Origin of the sequence: Streptosporangium sp. NPDC049046 (assembly GCF_040649155.1) — a bacterium.
In the GTDB taxonomy this organism is placed as follows: domain Bacteria; phylum Actinomycetota; class Actinomycetes; order Streptosporangiales; family Streptosporangiaceae; genus Streptosporangium.
The window spans coordinates 24862-47536 of the sequence record NZ_JBEZEZ010000032.1; the positions used below are offsets into that span (position 1 = coordinate 24862).

16 protein-coding genes are annotated in these 22675 nt (G+C 69.1%); 4 read left to right on the forward strand and 12 right to left on the reverse strand.

From position 1 onward, the window contains the following. The 4 genes from AB0B96_RS33505 to AB0B96_RS33520 all read right to left on the reverse strand — a co-directional run bounded on the left by AB0B96_RS33505 (position 1) and on the right by AB0B96_RS33520 (position 4538). Entirely contained in the window at positions 1-1032 is a 1032-nt protein-coding gene (locus AB0B96_RS33505; RefSeq protein ID WP_362905263.1) for a glycosyltransferase, read from the reverse strand. A gap of 99 nt (positions 1033-1131) precedes the next feature. After that, on the reverse strand, positions 1132-2160 hold the full coding sequence (locus tag AB0B96_RS33510) for a lysylphosphatidylglycerol synthase domain-containing protein (protein WP_362905265.1): 1029 nt from the start codon (positions 2158-2160) through the stop codon (positions 1132-1134). A 47-nt stretch (positions 2161-2207) separates the two neighbouring features. After that, positions 2208-3293, reverse strand: a complete 1086-nt coding sequence (locus tag AB0B96_RS33515; protein WP_362905267.1) for a glycosyltransferase family A protein — start codon at positions 3291-3293, stop codon at positions 2208-2210. An 18-nt stretch (positions 3294-3311) separates the two neighbouring features. Then, on the reverse strand, positions 3312-4538 hold the full coding sequence (locus AB0B96_RS33520; RefSeq protein WP_362905269.1) for an endonuclease/exonuclease/phosphatase family protein: 1227 nt from the start codon (positions 4536-4538) through the stop codon (positions 3312-3314). A gap of 392 nt (positions 4539-4930) precedes the next feature. On the opposite strand from AB0B96_RS33520, the gene AB0B96_RS33525 reads away from it, so the two are divergent. Beyond that, positions 4931-5950, forward strand: a complete 1020-nt coding sequence (locus AB0B96_RS33525; RefSeq protein WP_350945881.1) for a glycosyltransferase — start codon at positions 4931-4933, stop codon at positions 5948-5950. Here the strand turns inward: AB0B96_RS33525 and AB0B96_RS33530 are convergent. The 6 genes from AB0B96_RS33530 to AB0B96_RS33555 form a co-directional block, all read right to left on the reverse strand. Then, complete coding sequence (locus tag AB0B96_RS33530; protein ID WP_362905272.1) at positions 5944-7221, reverse strand: DUF4192 domain-containing protein; 1278 nt, start codon at positions 7219-7221, stop codon at positions 5944-5946. The genes AB0B96_RS33525 and AB0B96_RS33530 overlap by 7 nt on opposite strands. 321 nt (positions 7222-7542) lie before the next feature. Beyond that, entirely contained in the window at positions 7543-8343 is an 801-nt protein-coding gene (locus tag AB0B96_RS33535; RefSeq protein ID WP_362905274.1) for an EI24 domain-containing protein, read from the reverse strand. Between the two features lie 88 nt (positions 8344-8431). Further along, complete coding sequence (locus AB0B96_RS33540) at positions 8432-9025, reverse strand: nucleoside triphosphate pyrophosphatase (RefSeq protein WP_350945878.1); 594 nt, start codon at positions 9023-9025, stop codon at positions 8432-8434. 55 nt (positions 9026-9080) lie between these two features. Further along, positions 9081-9998, reverse strand: a complete 918-nt coding sequence (locus tag AB0B96_RS33545) for a hypothetical protein (protein WP_362905276.1) — start codon at positions 9996-9998, stop codon at positions 9081-9083. Positions 9999-10392: 394 nt separating this feature from the next. Then, on the reverse strand, positions 10393-11121 hold the full coding sequence (locus tag AB0B96_RS33550) for a peptidyl-tRNA hydrolase (protein WP_362905278.1): 729 nt from the start codon (positions 11119-11121) through the stop codon (positions 10393-10395). 67 nt (positions 11122-11188) lie between these two features. Further along, positions 11189-12499: an MFS transporter gene (locus AB0B96_RS33555; RefSeq protein ID WP_362905280.1), complete on the reverse strand. Its 1311-nt coding sequence runs from the start codon at positions 12497-12499 to the stop codon at positions 11189-11191. A 314-nt stretch (positions 12500-12813) separates the two neighbouring features. On the opposite strand from AB0B96_RS33555, the gene AB0B96_RS33560 reads away from it, so the two are divergent. The 3 genes from AB0B96_RS33560 to AB0B96_RS33570 all read left to right on the forward strand — a co-directional run bounded on the left by AB0B96_RS33560 (position 12814) and on the right by AB0B96_RS33570 (position 18977). Then, a complete protein-coding gene (locus AB0B96_RS33560) occupies positions 12814-14544 on the forward strand; it encodes an ABC transporter family substrate-binding protein (RefSeq protein WP_350945874.1) in 1731 nt (576 codons plus the stop codon). 90 nt (positions 14545-14634) lie between these two features. After that, positions 14635-15015: a DUF3224 domain-containing protein gene (locus tag AB0B96_RS33565; RefSeq protein WP_362905282.1), complete on the forward strand. Its 381-nt coding sequence runs from the start codon at positions 14635-14637 to the stop codon at positions 15013-15015. 320 nt (positions 15016-15335) lie between these two features. Next, positions 15336-18977: a CARDB domain-containing protein gene (locus AB0B96_RS33570; protein ID WP_362905284.1), complete on the forward strand. Its 3642-nt coding sequence runs from the start codon at positions 15336-15338 to the stop codon at positions 18975-18977. Positions 18978-19065: 88 nt separating this feature from the next. Here AB0B96_RS33570 and AB0B96_RS33575 read toward each other — a convergent pair whose 3' ends face one another. Beyond that, entirely contained in the window at positions 19066-20586 is a 1521-nt protein-coding gene (locus tag AB0B96_RS33575) for a condensation domain-containing protein (protein ID WP_362905286.1), read from the reverse strand. Positions 20587-21036: 450 nt separating this feature from the next. Further along, positions 21037-22386, reverse strand: a complete 1350-nt coding sequence (locus tag AB0B96_RS33580; protein WP_362905288.1) for a cellulose binding domain-containing protein — start codon at positions 22384-22386, stop codon at positions 21037-21039. Positions 22387-22675 lie beyond the last annotated feature (289 nt).

A 22675-nucleotide genomic window follows, 5' to 3' on the forward strand; every position in this document is an offset into this window, starting at 1 on the left:
TCACGCCCCCATCGCCGGCGCGGACGGGTTCGGCATGTCGTAGGTGCGCCGGAACCGGCTGGACAGCAGGCACTGCGCGACGCCGACGAACACCGCCACCGCGACGGTGACGTTCACCAGGAAGTGGATCGCGGTGAAGTAAACGGTGAACGCCGCACCGGCGTAGCGCCAGACGAAACGGTACATCCCCAGGTCGGACGCGATGGAGCCGATCAGCAGCACGATCGGCACGAGCGCCCAGAGCGGGCCGAACAGCACCGGCAGCACCACGGTGACCACCGCGAACAGGGCGGCGAGCGAACCCCAGCCGCGGCTGCTGTTGGTCGGGCCGCCGTTGAAGTCCGGCCGGCGCAGGTACAGCGGGATGTGCAGACGCGCGCGGTGGAAGAACTTCGACAGCACCACGCTCAGCCGGTCGTCGTGGTCGTGCGCGCCCCTGATCGTGGTGTCCAGCACGATGCGGTAGCGCTGGGTGATCCGGTGGCCGTAGTCGGCGTTCTCACTGTGGCGCAACGCCGGGTTGAGCGGACCCACCTCGTGGAAGACCCTCGCCCACATCGCGAAGATCGCCGAATAGATCGTGGTGATGTCGCCCGCGTCACCGGAGATCCAGTAGTGCAGTTGAAGGCTGCGGTACCGCTCCACGCGGCTGTCGGGGATCAACGGCTCGGGCTCGTACGTGCCGCACACCACCCCCAGCGTGGGATCGGAGGTGAGCAGCGCCACCGCGTTCCCGACCGTGTCCGGGGTGAGCGCCACATCCGAGTCGAGGAAGAACAGCACCTCCCCGCGTGCGTGCAGGACGCCGAGGTTGCGCGCCGCCGGCGCCCCGATGTTGGTGTCGGTGACCACCACCCGCACCCCGTGCCGGCGGGCCGTCTCCACCGAGTCGTCGGTGCTGCGGTCGTCGACGACGATCACTTCGATGTGCGGATAGTCCTGCCGCTCCAGCGCGCTCAGGCACAGGTCCAGTGTGCGGGCGTAGTTGTAGTTCGGCACGATGACCGAGACCAGCGGTCGCTGCTCATCCATGGTCGATGCCCCCTTCGGGTCGGCGGGCGTCCGTCGGCCGGGAGGGGACCCGCCCGGCGGACGCTCGCGCGCATTCGTGTCTTCCGATGCTTGACATGGCTACTTGTCTCCCGCCGGTGCCGCTGCCGCTTCGGCCTCCGTCGCCGGCTCCGTCGCCGACTCTGTCGCCGGCTCTGTCACCCGCTCCGGTTCCGGTTCCGCCGAAGCGGCCGGAGCGGCCGGAGCGCGCCTGATGGCGACCTCGGCCACCGCCAGCGCCGCCGCTCCCAAGGCCACCTCGCCGACCGTGGAGACCAGCCGGCTCGCCACCGCCACCACCGCGGCGGCCGGCGCGGGCAGCACCACCGTCAGGGCGGCGGTCAGCACCGCCTCGCGGACACCGATCCCGTCGGGCAGCACGACCGTCAGCATTCCGACCGTCGTGGCCAGGGTGAACGCGCCCACGCACAGTCCCAGGGACCGCACGGGGTCGGCCCCCATCGCGACCGCGAGCAGCCACAGGTGCAGGCCGGTGACCGTCCACGACACCGCCTGCGAGACGACGGCCAGCCGTATCCCACGTGCCGACGCCGACCTGGTCGGGTCCGGCCGGCGCAGCAACCGCAGCAGCAGGTGCGCGCCGTGGTTGACCAGTTGCGGTCGTACCAGCACGACCACGACCAGCACCGTCGCCGCCGCCACCAGCCATACCACCTGGGTGCCGAGCATGTGCACGCCCGCGAGCAGCCCGATCGTGAGCCCGGTCAGCAGGACGAGGCTCATGCTCAGCGCCGCCGTGCTCATCAACCGCCCGAAACCGACGCCGTTGGCCGTGGCCACCTTGGTCGCGGCGATCAGGCCCGGCACCTTCCCCGGCACGTACTTGCTGAGGAACGTCACGAAGAAGACGCGCGCCACCCGTGGTTCGCTCACCGGCGGGCCGAGCTCGAACAGCACCGCCCGCCACGCCAGATAGCCGAATCCCAGCCCGACCATGCTGATCAGCAACGCACCGGCGAGCAGGAGGCCGATCCGCCCGCCGTCGCTCCCGGCGAGCATGACCGAGACCACGCTCCAGTCCTGCCCGGCCAGTGCCGTCGCCACCGCGCCCACCAGGACCAGGGCGAACGCCGCCATCAGGGCGCGCACGAGTGCGCGAGGCGGACGCCACGACGGGCGCCACGACCGGATCACGCTCACTCGGGCGCACCGGCCGAGGAGACCGTGGTCAGGCCGGTCTTGGCCGGGTGCCCCTGGCGGCGGAGCAGCTCGAAGACGAGCCGTGGCAGCCCCGCGCCGGCTCCGAGGAAGAACGCCGTGTGATAACAGAACTGCATCGAGGCCATGAGCAACGCGAAGCCCGCGCCGCGGTAGCGGTAGGAGTATCGAAGGAAGTCACGGTTCACCGTCACGAACGCCGCCAGCAGCAGCGCGAGCACCAGGAGCAGCCACGGCGCGAGGAAGACGAACGGCAGCGTGAACAGGCTCAGCGCCGCCGAGACGGAGGAGATCCGTGGCGGCAGGCGGCGGGTGCGCGGTTCCGGCCCGATCATGTCCAGCCGGAATCCGATCGTGTCGTCGTCGTACAGCCGCCGCGCCCTCAACATGATCACCGGCAGGGTGCTGGCTCTGACGAACCGCTCCCACATGCACTCCCAGAACCGGTCGACATCGTCCGCCCTGGTGACCACGGTCGCGGTCACCACCAGCCGGTACTTGGACGGCACCCGGTTGCCGAACTCGAAGTCCTCACCGTCGCGCAACCGCTCGTCCAGCCCGCCCGCCTCGCGGAAGACCGTGCGCGGGATCAGCGAGTTGGACAGGAACGTGGACACCGCCCGCTGGCGGTCGAAGTGCTCGGAGAAGACGCGGTAGCGCTCCACCGGGCCGTCGTCGAAGAGCGGCTCCTTGTCGTAGATCCCCTGGACCATGCCGCAGTCGGGCGTGTCCCGATAGGCGCGCACCGCGTTCTGTACGGCGTCCGGAGCCAGCGCCGTGTCGGAGTCCACGAAGAAGAGCAGGGGCGAGCCGCTGGCGTCCACCCCGGCGTTACGCGCCGCCGAAGGCCCCCGGTTGCTCGGCAGTTCGATGATCGTGCACGGGAACTCCCGCGCGATCTCCAACGAGCCGTCCGTGCTGCGATCGTCGACCACGATCACCTCGGCCGGGGGGTGGGTCTGCGCGTAGACCGCCTCCAGGCAGGCTCGGAGGGTCTTCTTCTTGTTGTAGTTCGGCACGATGACCGCGACGTCCTCGGGCCGCGCCGTCGCCGGTTCCGTCATCTGAACTCCTTCTGCGGCTCAGTGGCCAACCGATAGAACCGTTTGTTGAGGGCGGTGGTCGGACAGTCCGGCCGATCCGGGCATCTCGTAGCGGTGCACGAGGAGGTCCGGCGTGGTGAGCACCCAGTCGATCCGCCAGAGTTCGCCGACTCCCGCGAGGTAGGTGACCGGGTAGAGGGACGGCAGCGCCCGGGTGTGATCGACCAGCTTCTCCGGCAGCAGCCGGAGCATCCCCATCGCCGGGGTGGTGTTCAGATCGCCGCCGAGCATCACCGGATGGTCGTTGGCCTCGATGTCCGTGCGAAGCGCCCGATAGCTCGCCTCCCGCCGGCTGTGGGCGTACTGGTTGGAGTCACGGGCCTCGCCGTCGTACAGCCGCCACTCAATCGGAGGCTGGTTGATCTGCGTGTTGTAGAAGGAGACGACCGTGCCGTTCACCTGGATGTCGGTGCGCAGCGTCTCGACCGTGTAGGAGGTCGGCCAGTCCCGCATCACCTCCGGCACCGCCTTCTGGTCGTCGGGCAGCCACCGGGTGATGTCGAGCCCGCGCTCCCCGACGATGGGGAGCCGGGAGAGCGTGATCAGCTCCCCGGACGTCGCGACCTGGTATCCGGGGAACTCGCGCCGCAGCTCCGGCAGTTTGTCGATGCGGAGTGCCATGTCGGCGGTCCACTTCGACGTCATCATGTCCCCCGCCGAGGTGTCGACGTACAGATACTCCGAGAGCAGGTAGACGTCCGCGTCCATCTCGCGCAGGTAGTCGTAGAAGTCGGGTGAATAGCGGTTTCCGTCGGAGGTGCGCCAATCCTGGTCCCAGAACTCGGTGTTCCAGGTGACCACGGTGATCGCCCCGGGCGGTGCGGGCGGTGGGGTGTACCAGAGGGTCGCCACGTTGATCCCGCTCCGTCCCGCGCCGAGCACCAGGGTGAACACCAGCACCGAGATGACCCGCCAGCGGATCGGGCGCGCCAGCGGCGCCACCACCAGCACCAGAACCGGCACCGCCACGAACATGAACGGCGGCATCAGGTCGAGCGGGGCCCACAGCGAGGTGCGGCCGCTCACCAGCAGATGCACGACCACGAACAGCAGCCACCCCGTGGTGGCGGTCACCACCAGCCGGGTGCCCAGGCACCAGCGTCGCCGCGGCCGGATGAACCGACCGAGGCGAGCCCACCGGCCGACCGGCTTCTCCGGGGGGACCTCCGTGGGCTGATCCTCGGTCAAGATGTCCCGGTCGCCCATCAGCACACCACCTCGGCACGTAGGTCAGGCCGGCGACAGCCATTGAAGATCCGCGATCACTTCCAGCGGTACCTCAACGTACTGACCGGTTCTTGTCGCTTCCTTGTCGTCCGCGCCCGCAGAATCAACCTCGCCGCGGACCACGCGGGCCACGGCACAGGCCCCGCGGAAAGAGAACCGTACGACGCGGCGAACCGGACGACAAGAATGAGACAAGCCGTCGCGGCTAGCGTGGAACGGAAGCAAGCCGGAAGCAGCCGGAAACAGGGTGGTCCGAGGCCTGGCGACGAGCCACGGCCGGTCGACCGAGAACCCACCGGGGCAGCCCGCCCTGATCATCGGCCAACACCCCGCGGTTCGGAAAGAGCGGCCTTCAGCCAATGGAGCGACCCATGAATCGAGAACGCCCGCTAGTCTCGGTCATCATCCCCAGCTTCAACCGATCCCACGTGCTACGCCTGTGCCTACGTGCGATAAAGGAGCAGACCTACTCGCCCATCGAGGTCATCGTGGTGGACGACTGCGGCACCGAGGACGCGGCGGAGGTGGCCAGGTCGATGGGCGTCACCGTGCTGCGCACCGAGGTCAACAGCGGGGCGTCGACCGCGCGCAACCTCGGCGCGGAGCACGCCCACGGCGAGATCCTGCTCTTCCAGGACGGCGACATAGCACTCGACCCGGACAGCGTCGAGAACGCGGTGGACATCCTCGGATCCGAGCCCGGGCTTGGTGCCCTGGGCGGCATCCTCCACCCCGAGCCGCTCGCGGCCAGCAGCCTCGCCGCGCAGTATCGCGCGCTGCAGATGTATCACTGGTGGATGCCGACCGACCGCCCGACCCTTGAGCTGCACGCCGCCGTGCTCGCCGTGCCGACCGAGGTGTTCAAGGAGATCGGCCCCTTCAACCCCCATCTGAGCGACACGGTGTCCGCGGACTACCGCTCCCGGCTGATGCGGAAGAACTACGGGGTGCGCATCACCGACGCCGTCCGCGGCCGGGCCGACCACGACTCCACGCTGCGGGTGATCCTGAAGAAGGTGTTCCGGCGCGCACGGGTGAGCGCCCGGGAATGGACCCGGGGCGAAACGCCCGGTGACTCCGTACCGCGCGCGTTCGGCGGTGTCCTGCTGGTCGCCGCCGTACCGGCGATCTCGCTGCCACTGCTGGTCGGTCCCGTCGGCGCCCTCGTGTCGCCGCTCCTCGTCGCCGCCGCCGTGGTCCTCGACGGCAGCACCTACCGGCGGGTGTTCGCCCGCCGAGGTCTCCTCTTCGGCCTCTACTTCGGCGCCGTCCATCTTCTGGTCACTTTCGTGGGAGCGGCGGGAGCGGGGGTCGGTGTGCTTCAGCGTCTCGTGGGGGGACGGCCGAGTGTTCCCTGGGTCCCCCAGACCGGTGAGCTGAAGCATCAGTGACGCGCCCCCGTAGCGGCCCCCTCGGATGCGGGGCCGCCGGGTTTCTCCAGTAGCGCGGCCATCGGAAGCAGCCAGGCCATCCGGGGAGTGCCCATCTCCCGGTCGAGCTCCTCGGGGCTGGGCATCCGGCCGTTGAGCGCGTGCGGTGGGACAAGATGGTGGATCGCGTGCGCGAGCAGGTGGGCCATCGAGTAACCGGGGTTGGCCTCGTGCGCCCGGGTGAGGGCGATGCCCGCCAGCGCGGAGTCTCCCCGCTGCCAGGCGACCAGGCCGAGCAACGAGGCCGCCGGAGGCACGAACCGCGGCTCGAGCCTCCGGGTGAGGTCGTGCCAGAGCCTGAGGTGCGCCTCGTGACTCTCCTCACCGACCAGCGTCCATGCCTCGTCACGGATCCTGATCACCGCCAGGTCGATCCCCAGCCTGGCCGCCTGCTCCTCGCCGAGCCACCCTCCCGAGGCGTAGGTGACGATCGCCTCGCGCACCCTGGCCATGCCGTCCGCGACGAACTCCGCCGCGAACCCGTCGGCGTCGCGGCATCTGGCGAGCCTGTCGCGAAGCTCCGCCGTGAGACGGTCCGTCGCCTCGCTCATCGCCTGCCGCGCGGGCCCGGTGACCGGATCGAGCGAGCGCTCCAGGGTCTGCCTGTCCGGCAGGGCGACCAGCCCGTGCAGGACCGCCTCGGCCGCGACCGCGTCGGCCCGCCGCTCGTACGGCACGCCGTCGGCCGGGCAGCAGTCGGTCCGCGCGCACTCGTACGACCAGTAGCGACCGCCTTCCACCCGGAGCGCGTCGACGACGACGAGATCGCTCCGGCGGAACAGCGCCGCGGCCTCGTCGACGGCCGGGGTCACCAGCGGGCCAAGACCGTAGCCCACCAGGATGACCTGGGCGACGCCCTCCTTTACGAGGAGCGGGACGATCTGGCCGAGACCGCCGGAGCCCAGGGGCAGATCCCAGCGGACGGTGAGGTGCAGTCTGATCCTGGGCGGACTGCCCGTGAGTCCGATGACGACCAGGCTGTCGGTGGGGTGGAACCCCAGCAGGTAGGGAACGGCCCCCAGCACGTCTTCGGTGGAACCGAGCAGGAGCCGGGGCGCCGAGGCGAGCGGGGAGGGTGGGGACTGGGGAAAGGAGGACAGGGAGGACTCGGCCGAGAGCGCAGACGAGGGAGAGAGCGCTTCGAACGAGGCCGAGGACTCGTTCGACGAGGTCGGGAACCGGGGGAAGGAGGACGCTGAGAACTCGGACGAGGCCGGGTGGTCTGATGTCATGCCGGGAAGCCTCGCCGGAACCGTGCCGCCGTTCGCGCCCCGAACGGAGTTCTGTGGACAGAGCCCGCGGCCGTCCACAACCGGACGGCCACCGACCCACGCACCCGCGACCACCTACAACGCCGCACCAAAGAAGGCAAGGACAAGAAAGAGATCATCCGCTGCCTGAAGCGCTACATCGCCCGAGAGATCTACGCGCTCCTACCTCCCCAGCCGGCACAAGAAGATCTGACTTCTGCCGCTTGACGAACCATAGGCGCCTCCTCCGGCACCTGAACGGGACGCGCCGAAGGCCCGGTGACTCTCTTTCCGGCCGCCCCCTCAGACACCCCTGTCGACGCGTGGGTCCCCGGCCGTCCTTCCCTCAGGGAGGACGGCCGGTGCCAGACGGGTGCGGACCATGATGGCCGCACCGGCCACCGCGGCGGGCATCGCGACCACCGCGACGAACGGGATGAGGAAGAGCAGGAAGAGCAGGACCCCGAAGCCGAGCGCGGGGGCCTTGTTCCCCCTGAGCAGGCCGAATCTGCTCTTGCGCACCAGCCCTCTGCGCTCGAGGGCCAGGGTGGTCAGCTCGACCGTGAGGAAGAACCCGGAGACCAGGGCGCCCAGAACCGGCACCACCGTCTGCCCGATCACCGGCACGAACCCGAGGAAGAAGAGCGGGATCGTGAACAGCAACAGCCATCCGAGGGTGATCACACTGTCCCTGATGGATCGGGGGATCGACTTCCACAGCGGAAGGTCGTGGCCGGTCGGCACCTCCCCGTAGGTCTCCTCCACCTTCTCGGAGAGCTTCTCGTAGAAGGGGTCGCCCAGGATCAGGGTGATCGCCGTGAAGGTCACCACCGACAGGATCAACCCGGCGACGAAGATCGCCAGACCGACCAGCCCTCGCAGTGCGGTCCGCGCCGCCTCGCCCCATCCGTCGGCGAACGGTGTGCCCCACGCGGCGAGGTCCAGCGCGTTCGTGCCGAGAAAGTAGAGGCCGGTCGCGTAGAGGGCGAACGCGATCAGCGCCGGGATCAACCCGAACAGCCACCAGCGTGGGTTTCGCGTGACCCAGCGCAGTCCCTGGAAGAAGAACCCGATGCCGTCCAGAAAGGAGCGGAAATGACCCATGGCGGAAGATTATCGGGATCGGCTCCCCTTGGGAGGACAGCCGACAATACCGCGAACGGCAGAGATGCCGGGAAAAGAAGCCGCGGCGTCAGGGACGCTGCCAGAGGCCGGGAACGGAGACCCCGAGGGTGCCCAGGAGGCGGCGGAGCAGGGGCAGGGAGATGCCCAGGACGTTGCCGTGGTCGCCGTCGATGCCGTCGACGAACCAGCCGCCGCGGCCGTCCAGGGTGAAGGCGCCCGCGACGTGGAGAGGCTCGCCGGTGGCGACATAGGCGGCGATCTCGTCGTCTCCGGCGGTGCCGAAGCGCACCACCGTCGCGCCCACCTCCGCCGCCTCGCGCCCGTCCGCGACGTTGATGACGCAGTGGCCGGTGAGCAGTCGTCCCTCACGGCCGCGCATGTCGCGCCAGCGGGCCACGGCCTCCTCGGGCGAGGACGGCTTGCCGTAGGCACGGCCGTCGAGTTCGAGGATCGAGTCGCAGCCGATGACCAGCCCGCCGCTCAGACCGCGGGCGACCACGGCCGCCTTCGCGCGGGCCAGCGTGAGGCAGAGCTCGCTCGGGCTGTCGGCGGTGATGGCGTCCTCGTCCACGCCGCTGACGATCACTTTGGGATCGAGTCCGGCGCTGCGGAGCAGGGCGAGGCGGGCGGGAGAGGCGGAGGCGAGGACGATCTGGGTCACGGCGACCGAGCCTAGCGCGGCTCTCCCCGTCCTCTCGCCACGGACTCGGGCGGCGCTATTTCACTCGAAGGGAGGAGACCGCGGTGTTGATGGCGCGCCAGTACTTGCGCTGGGTGTCGGGAATGGTGGCAAAAAGCATCGCGGGCTTGGCACCGGAGATCTCGGTCACGGCGACGGCGGCCATGGAGAAGCGCGTCTTGCCCTTCAGCTTGTACTTCACCCGGTAGGCGAGCAGCCAGCCGTTCTTGATCGGTTGCGAGGCGGTCCAGGTGATCTTGCCGCCCTTGGGGTGGTGGTTGAGCGTCCACCGGGCGGCCAGCAGCGCGGTGTCCTTGGACTCCCGTTGCACCAGGATCGGCACCGGGCAGCTCACGACCATCGCCCGGTGACCGGCCCCCTTCGCCTTCGGCAGCACCTGCTTGGTGGCGAACGGCGACGCGCCGAAGACCTTCCAGGGCTTGCCCAGGCGGACCAGCGACACGCCCGATTTTTCGTCCTGGACGCGGCGCTTGCCCTTGGCCGCCTTGCCCGAGAGGCGGGCGAGCCGCTTGTCGCGCGGAAGGTCGGGCACTCGGGGGTCGGTGAGGGCCGCGATGACGGCGCTGCGGTCGGGCGCCGGCTCGAAGCCGTCGGACACCGAGGCGGGGGCGGCCGTCTCGGAAGGACTCGGGCTTCCCGAGGGGGACGACGACGCGGAGGTGGTGTCCGAGGGGGACGCCGACGCGGCGGAGGCCTGCGTGGACGCCTGCTCCGACACCGAGGTGGACGGCTCCGCCGAGACTGAACCGGGCGAGGGTGGCGCGGCAGATGGCGCGGCGATCTGCCCCGTCTTTCCCTCGCCCGGTTGATCTGAGGAGCCCGAGGAGACGAAGCCGACCACCGTCGCGACCGCGGCCACGATCACCGCGACGCCCACGGCCAGGATTCGGTAGATCACGCGCATCGGCAGGTCGCCGATGCGGGACCGTTTCACCGGGGAATCCGGTAGCTTCGGGGGACTCTCCGCCACGATTTTCGGCATCTCCGACGTGGCCGCCTCGGCGGTCACGTATGTCGGCGCGGGACCCGTCTCCCGGGTCCCCTGAGTCCCACCCAACCCATCGAGCACGATCGGGAGCGTACGACAAATCCGGTTTTCCCGTGCGGGATCCCCATCACACTTCGGGAACGAGTACCTTTCTCGTCCCCGGGGGAAACGCTCCGCGACGAATACGGAATGTTCGTGGAATGCGGGGCCGGGCTCACCTCCGATGTCTCCTCCCGCGAGGCGGGAGCCGCACACCGACCTGCCGATCGTGCGCGCCGGCCCCGGGCCCCTCACCGGCCGCGGGCGACCCGCCGTCCGGGAATCGAACTCCCCGAAGGGGTCACCGGCCGCCCTCGCGCAGCCAAGGGGCGTCCGCGACGACCGTACGGGAGCCGGGCTCGATCTCGGTGAATCCGGCGTCTCTCACCACCGGCAGGCCCGAGGCGACGAGCCCGGCCCACGCGGCGGGGTCGGCGGTGCGCACGGAGACCGCCAGCCCCTTTTCCCGCCAGGCCCTCCTGGTGTCGTCCCCACTCGCCTGCCAGGCGAGCTGGGCGGCGTGTCCCGCCTGGGCCATGGCCTTGCCCGCCGACATCGTCAGCCCCGGGTTGAGCCAGAGCACCACGTCTCCCGGTGGTCCAGGCTCGGAGGAGTCGGTGAGTTCGGTACCGGAGACCTGGAGCCTGGAGAGGTCCTTGGGCCAGCCGTCCAGTGGGACCGGCGGGTGGACGCGGACCTCGGCGGTGCCCGAGGTGACGGTGACACCGGGCAGGTCGAGCACCCTGCGCCACTCCGCCCCGCGCGCCCGCCGGACGACCTTCCTGAACCGGCTGCCGTCCCAGACGCGTACCGCCTCGGCCCACTCGCCGCCGTCGAGGGCGCGCGGGTCGTCGAGCAGCGCCAGCACGGCCAGTGCCGCCGCCTCCAGGGCGTCGGTCCGCTCGGGCGGCGCGGAGCGTTCGATGCGCACCACCAGCGGGAGGACCCTCCTGTCCCGATCAGCGTCTCCGCCGTTACCGCCGGTCGTCCCGCCCGTCGCCCCTGTCGCGTCGTCCCCGGCGCGGGTCATGCGATCTTCCCCGGCCGCCGCGCGTCCGATCCGGTTCCGTCTCCCGCGGTTCGCCCGCCTCGTTCTCTCACGCCTTCAAGGATGCCTGCTTCCCCGCGGTGGACTCCCCGCCGAGGGACGACTTCCTGGTGATGGCGATCGACATGACGGCGGCGGCGAGGCAGAGGAGGCCCGCGGCGTACCAGGCGAGGTCGTAGGCGCCGAAGTGGTCACGGGTGACCCCCGCGGCGACCGCCGCGACCGCGGCACCGACCTGGTGGGAGGCGAAGACCCAGCCGAACACCACGGACCCCTCCGGACCGTAGATCTGGCGGCACAGGGCGACCGTGGGTGGGACCGTGGCCACCCAGTCGAGGCCGTAGAAGATGATGAAGACGAGCATGCTCGGCTCGGCGGTGGCTCCGAACAGGCTGGGCAGGGCCATCAGCGACAGGCCGCGCAGCCCGTAGTAGGCGCCGAGGAGGATGCGCGAGTCGACCCTGTCGCTCAGCCAGCCGGACGCGACGGTCCCGACCACGTCGAAGATCCCGACCAGGGCGAGCAGTCCCGCTGCCACCGGTTCGGCCATGCCGTGGTCGTGGGCGGCGGGGATGAAGTGGGTGCCCACCAGGCCGTTGGTGCTCATTCCGCAGATCGCGAAGCCTCCGGCGAGCAGCCAGAAGGGCCGCGTGCGCGCCGCGCTCCACAGCACGCCGAGTGCGCGTGAGGCGGCGCCTCCCACCCGTGCCGGCCGAACGGCGGGGGGTGCGGCGGGATCGGCGCCCAGGGCGGTGGTGCCCACCTCCTCCGGCCGGTCGCGCAGCAGGAACCAGACCAGGGGGACCACGGCGAGGGCGGCGACGGCGACCGTGACGGCCGCCGACCGCCACCCCCTGTCCGCCGCCAGATGGGCGAGGACGGGCAGGAAGACGAGTTGCCCGGTGGCCCCGCCCGCTGTCAGCACGCCGGTGACGAGGCCGCGGTGGCGAACGAACCAGCGTTCGGTGAGGGTGGCGGCGAAGACCAGGGCCATCGAGCCGGTGCCGAGCCCGACCAGGATGCCCCAGCAGAGGATGAGCTGCCAGGGGGCGTTCATCAGGATGGTGAACCCGCTGCCCGCGGCGACCAGCAGCAGGGCGTACGTCACCACCCTGCGCATGCCGAAGCGGTCCATGAGTGCGGCGGCGAAGGGCGCGGTCAGCCCGTAGAGCATGAGGTTGACCGAGACGGCCAGCGAGATCGTGCCCCGGGACCAGCCGAACTCCTCCTGCAGCGGTGTGATCAGCACCCCGGGCGTAGCCCGGAACCCCGCCGCGCCGAGGATGGCCACGAACGCGACTCCCGCCACGATCCAGGCGCGGTGGAGTCCGCGGTTGGGCGCCCGAAGTGTCGTTGTCATGGGCCCCATAATCGTGGGGCGGCACCTCGCCCAGCGAGTGGCCCGGGTGCCAATAATCGCAAGAATCAGGCCATAGAGCCTTCCCGTTCACGGATACACCCGTGACGCGAACCCACAAGATCTCCATCTCACATTTTGGGTGAATTCGCTCAAAGGTTACGTTTTTCCTATTCTCCTGACCTGAGGGTTTCGCACCCGGCATGGTCGCGGAGCGGGCACGATGCCCGTCCGGGTCTCGCCCGGTCGCGAGAGGTGACGATGCTCGACCGGCACGGGGGCCTTGCCGGGGACCGGGCGATCGAAGGGGTGGTGCCGTGTTCCACGCACGAAGGCCGGGAGGGTTTCTCGCGCTGCTCGCGGCCGGCTCACTTCTGCTGGGCGCCTGCGCTGACGACGGCACGGCGGACGATCCCACGGCCTCGGAGTCGGGTCCACCGAGAGAGACCATCACCTACGCCTACGAGCAGGAGTTCCACTCCTACAACAACAACACCACCGGGGAGAACGCCACGCGCAACGCCGCCCCGCTGCAGCGGGTGCTGACGGGCTTCTGGTTCTACGGCGAGAAGGGCGCGATCACCCCCGACAAGGACTTCGGGACGTACGAGAAGATCTCCGACGACCCGCTGAGCGTCAAGTACACCATCAACGACAAGGCGGTCTGGTCGGACGGCACCCCGATCGACTGCGACGACGTCATGCTGTGGTGGGCCTTCCGGTCCGGCAAGGTCAAGGGCTTCGCCTCCGCCGACACCACCGGCCTTCGGGACACTCGGATCCCCGACTGCGAGAAGGGCGGCAGGGAGTTCACCCTGGTCTACGACAAGCCGTTCGCGGACTGGGTGGCCGGAGGACCCGGCGCGACCGAGATGATGCCCGCCCACGTGGTCGCCAAGCAGGACGGCCTGTCGGAGGAGGAGTTCATCGCGGCGGTCAGAGGGGCCGACTCGCAGAAGCTGGAGAAGGGCATCAGGTTCTTCAACGACGGCTGGGTCTCCGAGGGCAGGCTGCCCGACGCCGAGCTGATCCCGTCCTCGGGACCGTACAAGCTCTCCAGACTGGACGCCGGGCAGCGGCTCACCCTCGTCGCCAACGACAGGTGGTGGGGCACCCCCGCCGCGACCCCGACGATCGTCGAGCGCTTCATCACCCTCGACGAGCAGGCCCAGGCGCTGCAGAACCGCGAGGTCCAGATCGTCGAGCCCCAGCCGGGGCCCGACGTGCTCAGGCAACTGCAGTCGCTGCGGGGCGTGAAGGTCGGCGTCTTCGAGAAGTACACCTACGAGCATCTGGACTTCAACTTCGACTCCAGCCCGTTCAGGGACAGGAGGCTGCGTGAGGCGTTCGCCAGGTGCGTGCCCAGGCAGCTCATCGTCAACACCCTGATCGGCCCCGTCGCGCCCGCCGCCAAGCCCCTCGAGGTCCGCACCGTGGCCCCCTTCCAGGCCAACAGCGCGGCGGTGGTCGCGGCCAGCGGCAGCGCGGGCCTGTACGAGCGACAGGACATCGCGGGCGCCAGGGCGCTGCTACGCAAGGCCGGCAAGACGGGCCTTGAGGTGAGCATCGGGTACCAGACTCCGAACCCGCGCCGTACCGCGGCGGTCCAGCTCATCATCGAGGCCTGCGACAAGGCCGGTTTCAAGGTCGTCGACAAGGGTTCCGAGGACTTCCTCGACAACGTGCTGCCGAACAACGGCTACGACGTGGCCCTGTTCGCCTGGTCGGGCTCCACCCTGGTCAGCGGCTGGGCCTCCAACTTCACCTCGCCGGGAAAGTGCGACGCCCAGAACAAGGGGAGCAACAACGGCTGCTACTCCAGCGAGCAGGTGGACCGCCTCATCGCGAAGCTGAACTCGACGGTGGACCTGGAGGCCCAGAACCCGATCATCGGTGAGATCGAGAAGAGGCTCTGGAGCGACCTGGCCACCATCCCGCTCTTCCAGCATCCGGGACTCAGCGCCTGGGACGAGACGCTCCAGAACGTCGTCCCCAACCCCGCGCAGTCGACCATCACCTGGAACATGGACAAATGGCAGCTCTCATAGCGGATGCCACGCGGAGCCGTACCTGACATCAGGCGTCAGGTACGGTCGCCAGGATTGGCGCGAGATCCGGAACCCCACATGGGAGCACACATGCCTCGCGCCACAGGAACCTTCACCATCGACAGCTGGGAGCCGCAGACCTACGACGAGGCCGAGGGGGCGACGCTCACCCGCGTCCACCTCACCAAGACCTTCGACGGCGACCTGGTCGGCACCAGCACCGCCGACATCATCACCGCGATCCCCCGAATCGAGACATCGGCGGCCTACGCGGGCTTCGAACGCTTCACCGGCACCGCGCACGGCCGTGAGGGCACCTTCGTGCTCCACCACACGGCCGGGGAGGCGGGGCTGAGCTGGACAATCCTTCCCGACTCCGGCACCGGCGAGCTGCTGGGCATCCGGGGCGGCGGCCAGATCGTCAACGACGGCGGCGCCCACTCCTTCCACCTCGACTACGAGCTGGGCTGAGAACGCCCCCTCGCGCGCCGGCTTCGCCCAGGCGCGCGACCGGCGTTCACCACCGGTTTGCCGGTTTTGGTGGCATGTCACAGCTCGCGTCGAGCCAATCGAGAAAGCCGCTTCCCCGCCGTTGACGCGCCCGTAGCACGTATGTAACCTTTGGCCAACACCGCGCAAGAATATTGCAAAGCTCTGTTCGTTTTCTTGCTACTCATCGCAACTCTCCAGGGATGCACCGCGTCGTGCACCTGCCCCCCATTACGTGTGCGGTGAAGGTCCCACCTTCACGCCTCGGCCCCGCCGTGCCCGACGAGAGAAGAAGAAGGCGAATGAGAATGCTGTACAGACCGTTACGACGGGTGGCGACCATGGTCGTCACCGGCTTACTCCTCGTCGTGGGGTCGGTCGTCCCGGCCTCCGCCGCGGCCGGACCCAATCTGTCGCCGGGCAAGGCGACCCTGGCGAGCGGCTCCACGGGCGGCTACCCGGTGTCCGCCGTCAACGACGGAAACCCGGACACCTACTGGGAGAGTCCCAACAACAGCTTCCCGCAGTGGGCGCGAATCGACCTCGGCACCGCCACGAGCGTCGACCGGATCGTGCTGAAGGTGCCCCCCGCGGCCGCCTGGCAGACCCGTACCCAGACGCTCTCGATCCAGGGCGGCGCCGACGGCAACACCTTCAGCACGGTCGTGGCCTCGGCGAACCACACGTTCAACCCGGCGACCGGCAACACGGTCACGATCGACTTCGGTGCCGCGACCCACCGGTACTGGCGCGTCGCCATCACCGCGAACACCGGCTGGCCCGCAGCGCAGATCTCCGAATTCGAGATCTACGGCACCGCCGTCGGCGGCGACACCCAGAGCCCGACGGCTCCCGGCAACCTCGCCTTCACCCAGCCCGCCACCGGCCAGATCAGGCTGACCTGGAACGCCTCCACCGACAACGTGGGCGTCACCGGATACGACGTCTACGCCGACAACCAACTGCGGGGCAGTGTCGGCAACGTACTGACCTACACCGACAACCAGCCGGCGTCGGCGACCGTGACGTACTTCGTGCGGGCCAAGGACGCGGCGGGCAACCAGTCGGCCAACAGCAACTCCGTGACCCGCGAGGGCACCGGCACCCCGGGATCCAACCTGGCGATCGGCAAGGAGATGGCCGAGTCCGGCCACGTGCACTCGTTCGTCGCCGCGAACGCGAACGACGACAACCTCTCCACCTACTGGGAGGCCAACTCCGGCGCGTTCCCGAACACGCTCACCGCCAAGCTGGGCTCCAACGCGAACGTCAGCTCGGTGGTGCTGAAGCTCAACCCCGACTCCGCGTGGGGGACCCGCACGCAGAACATCCAGATCCTGGGCCGCGAGCAGAACGCCACGGGCTACACCAGCCTGGTCTCCGCGCAGAACCACACCTTCAACCCGGCCTCCGGCAACTCGGTGACGATCCCCCTCAACGCCACCGTCGCCGACGTCCAGCTGAGGTTCACCGCCAACAGCGGCGCGCCCGGCGGGCAGGTCGCCGAGTTCCAGATCTTCGGCGTCCCCGCGCCGAACCCCGACCTCACGGTCACGAACCTCTCGTGGACCCCGGCGTCCCCGAACGAGACCAGCGCGATCACCCTGTCGGCCACGGTCAGGAACGTGGGCACCGCGCCCTCCCCCGCCGACAGCGTGAACCTCAACCTCGACGGCACTCCGGTCGCGACCGTCGCCGTCCCCGCCCTCCCCGTCAACGGCACCGCCACGGTGACCCACAACATCGGCACCCGCGGCGAGGGGAGTTACACGGTCAACGCCAGGGTGGATCCGGACAACTCGGTCTTCGAGCAGAACGAGGACAACAACACCCTCACCGCGTCGTCGCCGCTGGTGGTCTCGCAGGCTCCCGGGCCCGACCTGCAGGTGCTCGGCGTCACCTCCAACCCGCCGAACCCGGCCGTCGGAGCGCCGGTCACGTTCACCGTGGCGGTGAAGAACCGGGGAACCACCGCGACGGGCGCGACCACGGTCACCCGGGTGACGGTGGGAGGCACCACGCTCAACACCAACACCGCGTCGATCGCCGCGGGCGCGACGGTCAACGTGGCCGTGAACGGAAGCTGGACCGCCACCGGCGGCGGCGCCACCGTCACCGCGACCGCCGACGCGACCAACGCCGTCGCCGAGACCAACGAGAACAACAACACGTTCTCGCTGTCGATCGTGGTCGGGCGCGGTGCGGCCGTCCCATGGGTCGAGTACGAGGCCGAATCCGCCGACTACCAGGGCACCCTGCTGGAGACCGACCCGCTGCGCACCTTCGGGCACACCAACTTCGCCACCGAGTCCTCGGGCCGCAAGTCGGTACGGCTGAACAGCACGGGTCAGTTCGTCGAGTTCACCTCGACCAACCCCTCCAACTCGATCGTGGTCCGCAACTCCATCCCCGACGCGCCGGGCGGCGGCGGCATCGAGGCGACCATCAGCCTCTACGTCAACGGCACCTTCTCCAGGAAGCTCACCCTCTCCTCACGCCACAGCTGGCTGTACGGGAACACCGACGGCCCCGAGTCACTGTCGAACACCCCCCAGGCCGACGCCCGGCGGTTGTTCGACGAGTCGCACGCGCTGCTCTCGCAGACCTACCCGGCCGGCACCAAATTCCGGTTGCAGCGTGACGCGACCGACACGGCCGCGTTCTACGTCATCGACCTGATCGACCTGGAGCAGGTGGCACCTCCGACGAGCCGACCGGCCGAATGCACCTCGATCACCGACTACGGCGCGGTGCCCAACGACGGGCTCGACGACACGGCCGCCATCCAGCGGGCGGTGACCGACGACCAGAACGGCGTCATCGGCTGCGTGTGGATCCCGGCGGGACAGTGGCGGCAGGAGCAGAAGATCCTCACCGACGACCCGCTGAACCGAGGACAGTGGAACCAGGTGGGCATCAAGAACGTCACGATCCGCGGCGCGGGCATGTGGCACTCCCAGCTGTACACCCTGACCGAACCGCAGGACGTGGTGGGCGGCATCAACCATCCGCACGAGGGCAACTTCGGCTTCGACATCGACAGCAACACCCAGATCTCCGACATCGCCATCTTCGGATCCGGCCGCATTCGCGGCGGAGACGGCAACGACGAGGGCGGGGTGGGCCTGAACGGCCGGTTCGGCGAGAACACCAAGATCACAAACGTGTGGATCGAGCACGCCAACGTGGGCGCCTGGGTCGGCCGCGACTACGACAACATCCCCGCCCTGTGGGGGCCGGGCGACAACCTGCTGTTCAGCGGCATGCGCATCCGCAACACCTACGCCGACGGCATCAACTTCACCAACGGCACACGGAACTCGCGGGTGTTCAACTCCTCGTTCCGCAACACCGGCGACGACGCCCTCGCGATCTGGGCCAACCAGGCGGTGAAGGACCGGGTCGTCGACAACACGCACGACAACCACTTCGTCAACAACACCATCCAGCTGCCCTGGCGGGCGAACGGCATCGCGGTCTACGGCGGCTACAACAACTCGATCGAGAACAACCTGATCTACGACACCATGAACTACCCGGGCATCATGCTGGCGACCGACCACAGCCCCCTGCCCTTCTCGGGGACCACGTTGATCGCCAACAACGGGCTCTACCGCACGGGTGGCGCCTTCTGGAACGAGGACCAGGAGTTCGGAGCGATCACGTTGTTCCCGCAGGCCGGTGACATCCCCGGTGTCACCATCCGCGACACCGAGATCCGCGACTCGACCTACGACGGTATCCAGTTCAAGACGGGCGGCGGCAACATGCCGAACGTCGCGATCACCAATGTGAGGATCGACAGGTCCAACAACGGGGCCGGCATCCTCGCCATGAGCGGCGCTCGCGGTAACGCGACGCTGACGAACGTGACCATAACCAACTCGGCCACCGGCGACATCGTGCGACAGCCGGGGACGACCTTCGTGATCACCGGCAACTGACCCCTCAGGTCCGGCAGGTGAGGAGGACCGGTCATGCGGTGTGCTCCCCGGGAAGAACATCGGGGAACACGCTCATGGCCGGTCTTCCTCAGCCGACGGCCCGCACGTAGTCGCCGGGGGCGACGACACCGTGGCGCCCCTCGCGCAGGACCACCTCGACCACCGCCCTGGCGGCGGCGGAGGGGTCGGTGTCCCGCCCGACCCGCGCGATCAGCCCGTCGCCGACGGCCTCGATCCGCGCGGCACCGGGGCCGAGGGCGAGATCCACCACGGCCTGGACACCGGAGAGATCGACCCAGCACGAGCGGGCACGCACCCAGCCCGGCCCCCGTTGCGCAGGGGGGATCCCGAACTCCGCCGGATCGACGTCGCCGTCTGCGGCGGCGACGATGAGCCGCTCGACTCCGCCGAGGATGCCTGCGGTCTCGTCGGCGGTGGCCAGGCGGGCATCGAGAGCGAGCCCGCAGCCGAGCTTGCCGTCCAGCCGGTAGATGTCGAACTCTGCGGGGGCGCCGAACACGCGATCGCCCATGCCGGGTTCCACCCCGGCCCTCGGCAGGATCGTATGCACGTGGCCGCTCGTGTTGTTGACGACCACGTCGCGGTGACAGCGCATACCGCGGGCCCGTTCCGCCGCGCCCATCGTCTCGTCCAGTCGGACCGGGTCGTATCGGCCATACCGGTAAGCCGTCAGGGCGGCGGCGTTCGTCCGCCGGACCGACCTCAGGAACGAGGACGAGGCACTGAAAGGAATGATCGTGTCCTGGGCGAGCGTGCCGACGTAGTCACGCAACTCCGGGGAGAAACGGTTGTTGCACAGGCAGTGCAGCTGACATTCCGGGTCTTGGGTCCAGCCTGTCAGAAGCGCCGCGAACGCGGCCATCACCACCGCCGACGGCTGCGCGCCCGTCTTCGCCGCGACCTGGACCACCGCCTCCGCGGCGACCTGGGAGCCCAGCAGCACGTGATGATGGCCGCGAGCGTCGGGAAAGCGAAAGGGCAGACCGAGCGAGCACAACGGCCTTTCCGCCAGTTGGCGAGCCCAGTATCCGGTCGCCCCCTCCAACTGGCGCCGCCCGGCCGGGGTGAGCTCGTAGGTGGCACGGTCGGCGGGATGGTAGGCGGCGGGAGGAAGCCGCCGATCCGCCAGCAGAGCGGCGAGTTCGGCGCGCAGAATCGTCATCGCCGACAGGTCCGCCGCCACGTGCGACACGTGCAGGACGACCAGGAACGGAGATCCCGATCGGGTCACCACATTCGCCCTCACCGGGAGGTCGACGGCGGGATCGAAAGCCCCGCCCGGCAGGAACCAGTCCTGGTGAGTGCCCGTGGCCTCGACCACCTTGGCGATGAGCGTCCCCGACGCGTGCACGAACTGCTCACCGTCCCGCAGCAGGGTCCGCAGTGCCTCCTGGCGCTCGATCAGCGCGCCCAGCGCCGCACCGACCGCGTCCATGGTGCTTCCCCGGGGCACACGCACCACCGTTGACAGGATGTCGGCCGGCCCCGGCAGGTCCGGGCTGATCCAGCCCAGCACATTCCGCTGACCGATCGTTATGGGCCATCGGCCCGATCGGGAGCCGGAGAAGCGGACTTTCAGGTCATTCATCTCCGGCCACTACCGGTCATCGCGGTCCTCCTCGCCGGGGGACCGCACAAAAAACCGCATGAAATCCCGCGTGTATTCCCCGGCGTGTGTTCCTGCCGGAGGTGGTCGTCCCGGCGAGTCGACCCGCCGCGTCGACGGTTTCCGCCGCGGCCGAACGGCTTGTTCAAGCCCTCTCCTTCGCACCCGCCACGTTGCCGTCGAGACACACACCAATATGGCACTCGACCAAATTTCTGGTCGAGTGCCATATTGAGGGTCGTCGTCGATCGGTTCGCTCCCGATATCGGTGAAAGAATGCTAAGGAGCGCTATTGGGAGCGTCAAGACGGTGAGCGGTATTCGACTTTTTCTCTTTTCCGTCCCGGGCCGTGCCCCCTCCGGCTCCGCCCTGCGGAGCGAGGACACGGTCCGGGGCGGGCATAACGTCCCGGGAAATCGGCTTCACGGCCGTTCAGAGGTTGATCTTTCCTGCTCCCGCACCGGAGGTGACGATGGACTTGACGGCGGACGCTCCATCAAGGCCGTAGGAATACGGGATGGAGGCCACCGAACCACCCTGCTGCCCGCTGCCGGAACCGGTCAGATGGTTGTTGCGGGCCACCAGGGTGCCGGGGCCCGACGCGGCCTCGCCCAGGTGGTAGGGGTCGGGGACGTTCTCGAAGTAGTTGCCCTCGACCAGCACACCGGCGCCCTGAGTGGAGGCGACCCCGTATCCCCTGACGTTGGAGTAGTAGTTGTTGTAGACGTGCACCGGGTTGCCGAAGCGCACCCGGGGGTTGCGCTGGTTGGTGCCGTCGAGCCAGTTGTGGTGGTAGGTCACGCGCAGGTGACCCCTGTCCTCGGAGCCGTTGTCGTCGCTGTGCCCGAGCAGCATGGCCTTGTCGTGGCTGTACAGGCGGTTCCACGACACGGTGACGTAGTCGCTGGCGCGCTTGATGTCGATGGCGCCGTCGTAACCGTTGGACAGCGTGTTGTGGTCGATCCAGACCCGGGTCGAGTACTGGACGTTGATCGCGTCGTCGTCCCAGTTCCTGAAGGTCAGGTTCCGGATGATCACGTTGGACGCGTTGGAGACGTTCAGGCCACAGCCGACGATCGTCGCTCCGGAGTTACCGATGATCGTCTTGTTGGAGCCGATCCTCAGCATGCCCGAGCAGGAGATCGTGCCCGACACCCGGATCACGGCCGCGCCCGTCCCCGAGGCGGCGCTCGTCAGGGCCGACGCGCTCGTCACCGTGGTGGCGGCCGCGCTGCCGCCACCGGTCGTGCCTCCCCCCTGGGTCGCCCAGCCGACCAGACCGGTGGTGTTGGGCGGCGAAGGCGTCGGAGTGGGGGTGGGGGTGGGGGTGGGGTTCGGCGACGGCGGGTTGGTGACCGAACCGGTGCACGCGACCCCGTTGAGAGTGAAGGAGGTGGGCACCGGGTTGGATCCGCTCCAACTGCCGTTGAAGCCGATCGTGGTGGCGGCACCGGTCGCCAGAGCGCCGTTGTAGGCGACGTTCGCGGCGGTCACCGTGCTGCCGCTCTGGGAGAAGGTCGCGTTCCAGCCCTGCGTCACACTCTGTCCGGCCGCGAACGACCATTTCAACTGCCAGCCGTTGAGCGGATCTCCCAGATTGGTGATCGTGACGCTCGCGCCGAACCCGTCGCCCCACTGGGAGGCCACCGAGTAGGCGACCTGGCAGCCGGGCGCCGCGGAGACCGACGCGGCGGAGGCCGGCGCCGCGAGCAGGCCCGCCGCCAGGCAGAGGATTCCCGCCGCGCTCCTGAGGATCGCCGGTCCTCGTTGTCGCAAGATCATGTTCTTGCCTCCCTCCTGGGCGCAGCACCGGAGCCGAACGCCCTGAACCCCCAGGTCATTCACATGGTTTCGGTGAGCCAAGTTCACTTAACCCGTTAAGTCAAGGAATCCATTCCGGGCCGGATCCGACCAATCCCCCTGGCCCGGAAACACCACATCTCAACCAAAGGCGCACGACGCCCGCCCTCGACGTCTTCTGGCTGCTCGGAAGGGGAAGGTCATTCCATTGCCGACCGTTCAAGACGGTCGTCGAGGCCCCTGCGGTTCGCTCTCAGACCTCGCCCGCGCA

Excerpts from the sequence above, each read along its gene's own strand:
- AB0B96_RS33555 (WP_362905280.1), bottom strand. The coding sequence starts at position 12,499 with ATGACAACGACACTTCGGGCGCCCAACCGCGGACTCCACCGCGCCTGG.
- AB0B96_RS33580 (WP_362905288.1), bottom strand. The coding sequence starts at position 22,386 with ATGATCTTGCGACAACGAGGACCGGCGATCCTCAGGAGCGCGGCGGGA.
- AB0B96_RS33570 (WP_362905284.1), top strand. The coding sequence starts at position 15,336 with ATGAGAATGCTGTACAGACCGTTACGACGGGTGGCGACCATGGTCGTC.
- AB0B96_RS33505 (WP_362905263.1), bottom strand. The coding sequence starts at position 1,032 with ATGGATGAGCAGCGACCGCTGGTCTCGGTCATCGTGCCGAACTACAAC.
- AB0B96_RS33575 (WP_362905286.1), bottom strand. The coding sequence starts at position 20,586 with ATGAATGACCTGAAAGTCCGCTTCTCCGGCTCCCGATCGGGCCGATGG.
- AB0B96_RS33535 (WP_362905274.1), bottom strand. The coding sequence starts at position 8,343 with ATGGGTCATTTCCGCTCCTTTCTGGACGGCATCGGGTTCTTCTTCCAG.
- AB0B96_RS33565 (WP_362905282.1), top strand. The coding sequence starts at position 14,635 with ATGCCTCGCGCCACAGGAACCTTCACCATCGACAGCTGGGAGCCGCAG.
- AB0B96_RS33520 (WP_362905269.1), bottom strand. The coding sequence starts at position 4,538 with ATGGGCGACCGGGACATCTTGACCGAGGATCAGCCCACGGAGGTCCCC.
- AB0B96_RS33550 (WP_362905278.1), bottom strand. The coding sequence starts at position 11,121 with ATGACCCGCGCCGGGGACGACGCGACAGGGGCGACGGGCGGGACGACC.
- AB0B96_RS33530 (WP_362905272.1), bottom strand. The coding sequence starts at position 7,221 with ATGACATCAGACCACCCGGCCTCGTCCGAGTTCTCAGCGTCCTCCTTC.
- AB0B96_RS33525 (WP_350945881.1), top strand. The coding sequence starts at position 4,931 with ATGAATCGAGAACGCCCGCTAGTCTCGGTCATCATCCCCAGCTTCAAC.
- AB0B96_RS33515 (WP_362905267.1), bottom strand. The coding sequence starts at position 3,293 with ATGACGGAACCGGCGACGGCGCGGCCCGAGGACGTCGCGGTCATCGTG.